Origin of the sequence: Streptomyces spongiae, from assembly GCF_009377185.1 — a bacterium.
Taxonomy (GTDB): domain Bacteria; phylum Actinomycetota; class Actinomycetes; order Streptomycetales; family Streptomycetaceae; genus Streptomyces; species Streptomyces spongiae.
In genome coordinates this window covers 24,142-32,518 of record NZ_VJZC01000050.1, presented here as the reverse complement: position 1 = coordinate 32,518, position 8,377 = coordinate 24,142, and the positions used below count along the sequence as shown (strand labels likewise).

The 8,377-nt window shown below is 69.5% G+C and carries 10 protein-coding genes; 1 reads left to right on the top strand and 9 read right to left on the bottom strand.

Annotated features, from left to right (window positions below):
- Positions 1-202: 202 nt before the first annotated feature.
- Positions 203-562: an ANTAR domain-containing protein gene (locus FNH08_RS10715; RefSeq protein WP_152771215.1), complete on the bottom strand. Its 360-nt coding sequence runs from the start codon at positions 560-562 to the stop codon at positions 203-205.
- A gap of 134 nt (positions 563-696) precedes the next feature.
- Here FNH08_RS10715 and FNH08_RS10710 point away from each other — a divergent pair, with 134 nt between their 5' ends.
- Positions 697-1,407 carry a UdgX family uracil-DNA binding protein gene (locus tag FNH08_RS10710; RefSeq protein WP_152771214.1) on the top strand — a complete coding sequence of 237 codons (711 nt, stop codon included), beginning with the start codon at positions 697-699 and terminating at the stop codon, positions 1,405-1,407.
- Positions 1,408-1,440: 33 nt separating this feature from the next.
- On the opposite strand, the gene FNH08_RS10705 is transcribed toward FNH08_RS10710, so the two are convergent.
- From FNH08_RS10705 to FNH08_RS10670, 8 genes are all read right to left on the bottom strand, one after another.
- A complete protein-coding gene (locus FNH08_RS10705; protein ID WP_322724190.1) occupies positions 1,441-2,235 on the bottom strand; it encodes an SAM-dependent methyltransferase in 795 nt (264 codons plus the stop codon).
- Positions 2,236-2,394: 159 nt separating this feature from the next.
- A complete protein-coding gene (locus tag FNH08_RS10700; protein WP_152771213.1) occupies positions 2,395-3,219 on the bottom strand; it encodes an ATP/GTP-binding protein in 825 nt (274 codons plus the stop codon).
- Between the two features lie 83 nt (positions 3,220-3,302).
- Entirely contained in the window at positions 3,303-4,007 is a 705-nt protein-coding gene (fabG, locus tag FNH08_RS10695; RefSeq protein WP_152771212.1) for a 3-oxoacyl-ACP reductase FabG, read from the bottom strand.
- Positions 4,007-4,210 (bottom strand): hypothetical protein, encoded by a 204-nt coding sequence (locus tag FNH08_RS10690; RefSeq protein ID WP_152771211.1) that lies wholly within the window; start codon positions 4,208-4,210, stop codon positions 4,007-4,009. Before FNH08_RS10690 ends, fabG begins: the two co-directional genes overlap by 1 nt.
- Positions 4,210-4,746: a hypothetical protein gene (locus tag FNH08_RS10685; RefSeq protein ID WP_228034031.1), complete on the bottom strand. Its 537-nt coding sequence runs from the start codon at positions 4,744-4,746 to the stop codon at positions 4,210-4,212. The genes FNH08_RS10690 and FNH08_RS10685 overlap by 1 nt, the downstream gene beginning before the upstream one ends.
- 188 nt (positions 4,747-4,934) lie before the next feature.
- On the bottom strand, positions 4,935-5,945 hold the full coding sequence (locus tag FNH08_RS10680) for an AvrD family protein (RefSeq protein ID WP_152771209.1): 1,011 nt from the start codon (positions 5,943-5,945) through the stop codon (positions 4,935-4,937).
- A gap of 168 nt (positions 5,946-6,113) precedes the next feature.
- Positions 6,114-6,599, bottom strand: a complete 486-nt coding sequence (locus tag FNH08_RS10675; RefSeq protein ID WP_152771208.1) for a MarR family winged helix-turn-helix transcriptional regulator — start codon at positions 6,597-6,599, stop codon at positions 6,114-6,116.
- A gap of 124 nt (positions 6,600-6,723) precedes the next feature.
- A complete protein-coding gene (locus FNH08_RS10670; protein ID WP_228034030.1) occupies positions 6,724-8,376 on the bottom strand; it encodes an MFS transporter in 1,653 nt (550 codons plus the stop codon).
- Between the last annotated feature and the right edge of the window lies 1 nt (position 8,377).

Genomic DNA, 8,377 nt, shown 5'->3' with positions numbered 1-8,377 from the left:
GTCGAGAAACCTCGACCGGGCGGCCGGACGGCGAGCTCACTGTCGAACCCTCCCGGGCTGGGTTCGTCAGAAGGATGCCTCAACGCTTCGAACTAACCAGGATGAACCACCTGAAACGCGTCGGAGCTGCCCGGGCGACTCCGATGGTCAAACAGCACGCGTCAAACAGCACACGTCAGACAGCAGGCATCGGACGGCACACCTAGGGAGCGGTCGGCCCCTCCGGGATCTGGGTCGGGCCGTAGCGGTCGAGGGTGTCCTCCAGCTCGGACCGGATCTCCGGTGGCAGTTCCCCGTTGCGGCCCCAGATGACGATCATCTCGGCTATGTTGCGCAACTTGATGTTCGTGTGCTGCGAGACCTCCCGCAGGACGGACCAGCCCTGGTCGGGCGTGACCCGGCCCCACGCGACCATCATGCCGATCGCCTGGTCCACGACGGCGTGCGAGGTGACGGCCTCCTTGAGCTGGTGGACCTCTTCCTCCAGCGCAAAGATCCGTTCGGTGGCGTCGGTCACCGCCTCCGGCGGTCCGCTGCCTTCCGGATGGATCTGTGAGGGCATCGTCCCTCCCGGGTGACGCGAGCCGTCTCTTGTCTCCATGGCACTGCGCCGCGCGTCTGTTCGCATCTCGAGGGGCGGCCCCGACGCTTTCGCCGTGCCGGAGGGGGTACTCGGGCGTGCGGAGGTGACGCCGTATGCGCCCTTCGAAGGCCACGAACCCCAGGAACCCCACGAAGGAGAGAACGAGGGACGGCCAGGGCTACGATGCCGGGCCGTATCTGCCCCGCAGCGGTGGCCTCGCCGCGCACCGGAGCGCCGCCGCCCGTTGCCAGGGCTGCCCTCTGTACGAGGACGCCACGCGGACCGTCTTCGGCGAGGGCTCCGAGTCCGCCCGCATCGTGCTGGTCGGCGAGCAGCCCGGGGACCAGGAGGACAAGCAGGGCGAACCCTTCGTCGGACCGGCCGGGCGACTCCTCGACAAGGCGCTGGAGGATGCCCGCATCGACCGGGACGAGGCGTACGTGACCAACGCGGTCAAGCACTTCAAGTTCACCCGTGCCCCGGGCGGCAAACGCCGTATCCACAAGGCGCCGGACCTGCGCGAGGTCTCGGCCTGCCGACCTTGGCTGCTGGCCGAACTGCGCCTCCTGCGTCCCGACGTCGTGGTGGCCCTCGGGGCGACCGCGGGCAAGGCCCTGATGGGCGGTTCCTTCCGGGTCACGAAGGACCGTGGCGCCCTGCTCCGGATGCCGGGCGAGGAGGAGGGCGCGTACGTCGTGGCGACGCTCCACCCGTCGGCGATCCTGCGCGCCTCCCACGAGGACCGGGAGGCCGCGTACGCGGGCCTCGTGTCCGACCTGGGCGTCGCCGCGAAGGCCCTCGCCCAGAGCGAACCCACCGCCTGACACCCCGACCGGCACACACGCGAACAGCTCGCCCTACGGCTTGCGGGCCACCCCGCCGAAGCTGTCCACCTCGCTCGGCAGGTGGGCGTCGGCCTGCTCGGGGCGCCACTGGGCGACGGAGAGCAGGCCGGGCTCCAGGAGGTCGAGACCGTCGAAGAAGCGGGCCAGCTGGTCCGGGGTGCGATTCGTGCGCGGGTTGTCGCTCGCCTCGTTCCAGCGCTTGATCATCGCGCGCATGGCCTCCGGCTGGTACACCTCCGTGCTGTCGCAGAACACGAGGTGACTGCCGGACGGCAGCGCGTCCAGGAGGTGCCCCACGATCCCGTACACACTGTCGTCGGGGACGTGCGCGGCGATCCCCAGCATCATCAGCGCGATCGGCTGCTCGAAGTCCAGGGTGTGGGCCGCGTTCCGCAGGATGACGTCCGGGTCACGCAGGTCGGCGTCCACGTACGAGGTGGCGCCCTCGGGAGTGCTGTTGAGCAGTGCCGTTGCGTGCGCGAGCACGACCGGGTCGTGGTCCACGTACACGATCCGCGCGTCCGGCGCGAGCCGCTGGGCGACCTCATGGGTGTTGTCCAGCGTCGGCAGGCCGGTGCCGACGTCCAGGAACTGGCGCAGGCCGACCTCGGTCGTCAGATGGGTGACCGCACGGCGCAGGAACGCCCGCTGGGCGCGGGCGATGTCGACGATCTCCGGGTTCACCTTACGGATCTCGTCCCCGACCTGCTGGTCGATCTCGTAGCAGTCCTTGCCGCCGAGCCAGTAGTTCCAGATCCGGGCCGAGTGCGGCACGCTGCTGTTGATCAACGGGCGGTCATGTCGCACGGATGCTCCCCGGGTCGGCCTTTGTGAAACATCAACCAACTTAACCGCACACGCTGTTGGTTGGCGAGCGGTCCGATGATCTTGACAGTGTGACGGTCACCATCGTCGTCACACCCCGCACAGCGGGCGGCCGCCGGAGCGACCGCCCGCTGCTCACGGTCAGAAGCGCATCGCGTACGAGATCCTTCGGCGCAGGGACTTGGTGCGCTGTGCCTCGTGGAACCGGTCGTCCGTCTCCAGGACCTCGATCGCCTGCCGCACCCGGACGTGGGCCTGGTCGATGGCCTCGTCGACCGGCATCACCAAGGGCAGGTCGAAGATCTCGACGATCCGCTCCACGCGTTCCCGGACGCTGCCTCCCACGACGTGGTACGGAATCCGCAACTCCTCCAGGGTCTCGATCAGAAGGTCGTCGGACAGCTTCCGGAACTTCTCCGAGACCGGCCGGTGGCCGTCGGCCTTCATAGCGAACTCAACCGGCAGGTGCACGTACGCGTCGTAGATCCGCTTGGCCCGGGACTTGGCGACCGCGCCGTACGCGTACATGTAGTCGCGGTAGAACCGCTTCACCGGGAGCCCGGCGATGTTCTTCACCGTCCTGAGGAGGACGTTGGCCCCCGGGTTGATGCCGACCCGCATCCGGGCCTCACCGTAGATCCACTCGTGGATCACCGAGCCGTCCGAGATGAACGGCCCCTCACCCGCCTCGTGGTGAATGCGCTCCTCGAGCCGTCGTAGTCCGAGCATCGTCAGCTCCGACGCCGTGAGTTCCTGGACCTGTTTGCCCGGGATGAGCTCCACAAGGATCTCGCGGGAGGTCATGGCGTGCGTGCGCGGGATGCCGGTCGCTATCGACAGGGCCTCGGTCGTGGTGCTCTTGCCGCTGGAGTACGTGCCGGAGATGGCGAGGTGCAGACCGCGCTTCCCGGCGGGCGCCGTGGGCGGCGAGCCGGCCGGACCGCTCGGGGTGCTTGGGTTCCCCATGGTGTGCTCTCTTCTCGTCGTGGGTGTTCCGGCCGGAGCCGGGGTGTCGGGTGTTGTGGATGCCGCGGGCCGCGGAGCGCGGGTCATCCGCCCAGGCCGAGGCCGCCGCTCACCGGCAGGACCGCGCCGGTCACGAAGCGGCCCGAGTCGCCCGCCAGATAGCGCACCGCCGCGGCGACGTCCTCCACCTCCCCGGACCGGCCCAGGGGCGTGATGCTCAGCAGGTGCTCGCGTCGGCGGTCGGTGATCTCACGGCTCATGTCCGTGTCGATCAGACCCGGCGCGACGATGTTGACCGTGATGTTGCGGGGACCGAGCTCCCAGGCGAGGGAGCGGGCCATACCGAGCATTCCGGCTTTGGCCGCGCCGTAGTTGACCTGCCCCGGCGCGCCGTACGCGTAGGTCATCGAGGACATCAGGACGACCCGGCCCCAGCGGGCGCGCACCATCGCGCGTACGGCGCGCCGCACGGTGCGGAAGGCCCCGTGCAGGTTCACGTCGATGACGTCCGTGAACTCCCGCTCGTCCATGCGCAGGAACAGCGTGTCGCGGGTGATGCCCGCGTTGACGACGAGGACCTCGACCGGCCCGTGTTCCGCCTCCACCTTCTCGAAGGCGGTGTCGATGCTCTTCGCGTCCGTCATTTCGGCGCGTACGGCGAACAGCCCCTCGGGCGGTTCGGTGTCGCGGTGCGTCACGGCGACGCGGTCGCCGTCGGCGGCCAGCGCACGGGCCACGGCGAGCCCGATGCCGCGGTTGCCGCCGGTGACCATGACCGAACGTCCCATCAGTGGCTCCTTCGGCCGGCGGGAGCGGCACCGCGATGTGCGCGGCGGTGATCCACGAGCCGCCGGTTGACGAGCGCCAGGTTGGCGGCCACGGTCACGGCGATCAACGAGCCGATCTCTTCGTGGCTGGGCATCTGGCACAGGTCACCCGGCGGACCGGCGAACAGGTCGCCGCCAGGGCGCTCCATGTGACGTGTGTCCATCACCGGCCCCCCTCGCCCGTGTGGCTTCCGGCCGCGCACTGCTGCGGACCGTCGGCGAACAGGTGCTCGACGGCTGCGACGAGCCGGTCCGCGGTCAGCGCGGTCGGCAGGAGCCGCCGGGCGAAACGCGGACTCGGCGGCAGCTCGTCGTGTGTCTCCTCGGTCATCAGCGCCGGCAGGAGCGCCACGGGCGTACGGGACAGTGCCGCGTCGCTGTCCGCGAGGAAGCGGGCGGCGCGGTCACGGTGCGTGGGCGGCAACCAGTCGAGGAACGGCAGTTGCAGTTCGACGACCTCGTCGTCCACGAAGTCCTCGGAGGAGGTGCCCGTCAGATCCTTCAGCAGCCGGCAGGGTGCGGCCTGCCACTCCTCCCGCAGCATCGGTACGCGACTGCGGGCCTCGTCCAGCAGGACGAGCAGTGGCCGTTCGCTTTCCAGGTGCTCGCGCACCATCGCCAGCTGCCGCTCGTCCGGCCAAATTCCCGTGGGTGTCCAGCGGCTCGCACCAGGATGTGGCGTGGGCTCCTTCCAGAGCATACGAGCCGGTCCTTCGAGTACGACGAGCACTTCTCCGAAGCGCAACGTCGGTGAAAAGCGCATGACTGATTTCCCCCGTTGTTCTGTTGCAATTACCGTGGCGGCGCAACCCTCGGGAATACACCCGCGTCTCTTCCATTTCTCACTGCGATGAAGAGGGTCCGCTCGCCCGGGTGAACGCGGCGCGGCTAGGCGGCTGCGGGCAGCCGGTGCGCGAGAGAGCACCGGCCGCCGATCCCCGAGAAGTCGTCGACGGCGAGGTCCGCGGTGCGCCAGGCCTCTCCACCCATGCTGAGGAGCCGGGTGCCGGCGGTGCGGACGGTCGAGGTGAATCTACGGCCGAGAGGCCGTACCGGCGTCCGGGTGCTGATGACGAAGCGCCTCATCCAGAGCGTGTTGCTGCTTCCCCGGGACAGCCCGTCCTGCGCGTAGAGCAGGACCTGGGCGAGCTGGGCCACCCCCACCAGGGCGTCGACCAGCGAAACCGACGGTCCGAACGCCGCTTCCGCCCCGAGCGTCTCCAGGCCGGTCTGCGTGGCGACGACGTGCTGCCGTCCCAGGACACGCTGCCGGTCGAGGTCGACATGGACCTGGTCCGCGTGCTGGTGGCGGTTCTTGTAACCCTCGCCGTAGTGCCGGGCCCGCGCGGGCCCGAGGGCCTGGGAGGCGTCGGCGTAGGTGGCGGGGCCCTCAGTCCCGGAACCACGCTCGTGGGCGAGCGTGCAGCGCACCCGCAGTCCCCCGATACGGCAGTCGAAGGTACTGGTCAGCGCGGACTCCTCCGAGGCCGGGCTGTCACCTCCGAGGAGCCGGCCCCGCACGGGAAAGTCCGCGAGGTCCTCGTGCGGACTGCTCCCGGCGCGTACGTCCGCGTGCCGCAGCCAGGTGCGCCGCTGCTCCGTGGCTGTCAGGCCGAAGGCACGGCTGACGTGCACCTCGGCCAGGGTCGCGGCCAGTACCAGTGCGTCGATGCTGCTGAGATGGGGCCGGAGTTCACCGGCGCCCGACTTGCGGGACCAGTCCTGTGGATACGTCAGGGTTCCCCGAGCGGTGATGAGCGCGCCCGGCTCGGCCGAGCCGTCGGTGGAGATGTCCCTCAGTTCCTGGACGACCCGCTTGTACCCGCTGCCGAAAAAGCGTGCGTTTCCGGGACCGAGGCAGCTGTCCAGAGATCCGTAGAATATATCCTTGCTGTTCATTTACCCCCGTTTACCTTTCCCCCGTGTTGCGGATCTTGTCCGCCTACCACATATGAAGGCTAACACGGGGGAGGTGGCGGGAGTAAAGGGATCATACGCGTGTACGCGGATTCCGTATTTCCGTTTTACTGGAATTCCGGAATCCGCGTACACGGCTGGAAAAGAAGGTCATTCGCAGGCGATGACACGCGGCCAGCGGTCGGCGAGCAGGTCGCCGAGCAGTGTCCGCAGCCGGTCACGGTCGGCCTCGGGCACGGTGGACAGGAAGTCCCGCTCCACCTGGTCGACGGCGCGCCCGGCGCGCTCAAGAGCCTCGCGGCCGTCGTCGGTCAGGCGCAGGATGTAGCGCCTGCGGTCCGACGGGTTGCGGCGGCGCTCCACATGGCCCGCGCCCTCCATCTCGTCGATCAGCGCCACCATGGTCGTCGGATCCAGGTTGAGCAGCCGGCTCAGATCCTGCTGGGACAGACTGAGTCCACTCTCCAGGGCCGCGAGGACGTAGAAGTAGCGCATGCGCATGCCCTGCGCGATGAGCGCCTGCTCCGCGTCCTCCATCAGGAGCAGGCCCGCCTTGTGCAGCAGGTAGCCGGTCCTGCGGATGAGGGGGAAGTCGAGCCCGGCGGGCTCCGCCGGAGTGGGCATCGCCTGTGTCATTCGGGCCGCTCCCGTGTCGCTGAGGTGAAGGGCCCCCGGCACCCCCACCCTTGGCGATGCCGAGCGTCCCTTGCGCCGATCGTCGGACTTTCGAGAGTAGCCCACGGCGTGAGCGGCTCCGGTCTCAGAGTGACGCGGTGGTCGGCACCTGACCGTCCGTGGACGAGGCGGGCGCTGTGGTGCTCCCGGTGTTGTCGAGAGCCTCCGTGCGGGCACTCTCGTGGAGGTCCCGGGTGCGGACGAAGGCGAATCCCACCACCGCGCCGACCGCCGCGACCACGGCGCAGACGAGCATGATGTCGGTCAGTCCGTTCACGAAGGCGGTGCGTGCCGCCTCTTCGAGCGCGGGGGCCAGTTCACGGGGCGCACGGCTGACGGCTTCGGCCCCGCCACCCGCCGCGACCGCCTCGCCGAACTCGTGCGCGGCGGGGCCCAGTTGCCGTCCCGCCTCGGACTCGGCGAACAGATCCGTCACACGGCTCTGGAAAGCGGCGCCGAAACCGGCGATACCGATGGCGACACCCACCTGCTGGAACGTCTCGTTGATGCCCGAGGCCATGCCCGCCTTGGACGGTTCCACGACGGCGATGGACAGGGAGGCGCGGGGCGGGTTGAACAGTCCCATGCCCAGGCCGATGCCGAACATGCTCGGCAGCAACGCGGTCCAGGAGGTCTCCGGGCCGGTGAGCGCGACGAGAACCAGCCCGATCGCGATGAGCGCCAGCGAGGTCCCCATCAGCAGTCGCTGCGGCACACGGGTCGTCAGCGAGCCGGCCACCGCGGCGGCGACGAAGAGGGTCAGGGTCAGCGGGAGGAACCGCAGGCCGGTCTCCCAGGGCGAGAACGCCAGCACGTTCTGCACGTAGGAGACCAGGAGGAAGATCGCCGACATGGTGGCCGCGGCGCACAGCAGCGTGACCGCCGACACTCCGTTGAACGTCACGTTCCTGAACAAGGACAGCTGGAGCATGGCCCGTTCACCGAGTCGCCTCTCGACGGCACCGAACACCGCGAGGAGGACCGCCGAGGCGACGAACATGGCGACGATCGGCGCGCTGCCCCACCCGTCGGCCTCGCCGCGCAGCAGTCCCAGGACGAGCAGGGTCAGAGCGCTGGAGAAGAGGACCAGGCCCCACCAGTCGACCGGGGGTGCCGACTCCTCGCGGGACTCGCGCATCCGGAGCAGGCTGACGGCCAGCGCGATCAGACCGACCGGGACGTTGACCAGGAAGATCCACCGCCAGCTGAGCCCATCGGTGAGCGCGCCACCGATCAGCGGTCCGAAGGCGATGGACAGGCCCACGACACCGCCGAAGACGCCGAAGGCCCAGCCGCGGTCCTTGCCCCGGTACTCCTGCCCGATCAGCGCGGGCCCGATGGCGAAGAGGACGGCGCCGCCGAGGCCCTGGATGCCGCGGGCGACGGACAGCGTGACGGCGTCGGTCGCGAGTCCGCAGGCGAGCGAGGCCACCAGGAAGACGACGAAGCCGAAGTTGAACACGCGCTTGCGGCCCAGGCGGTCGGCCAGTGATCCGGCGGTCAGCAGGACCGCGGCGAGTCCGAGGGCGTACGCGTCGAGCACCCACTGAAGTGAGGTGAAACTCGCGTCGAAGGCCTCCCGGATGTCCGGCAGCGCGACGTTCACCACGGTCAGGTCGAGCAGCAGCATGAACGTGGCCACGCATACGACGGCCAGCGTCCACCCCCTGCCGCCACCACCCGCTCCGGCGCCGGGCCCGGCGGCCCGTCGCGGCGCCTGCGTAGATCGTTCGGACATC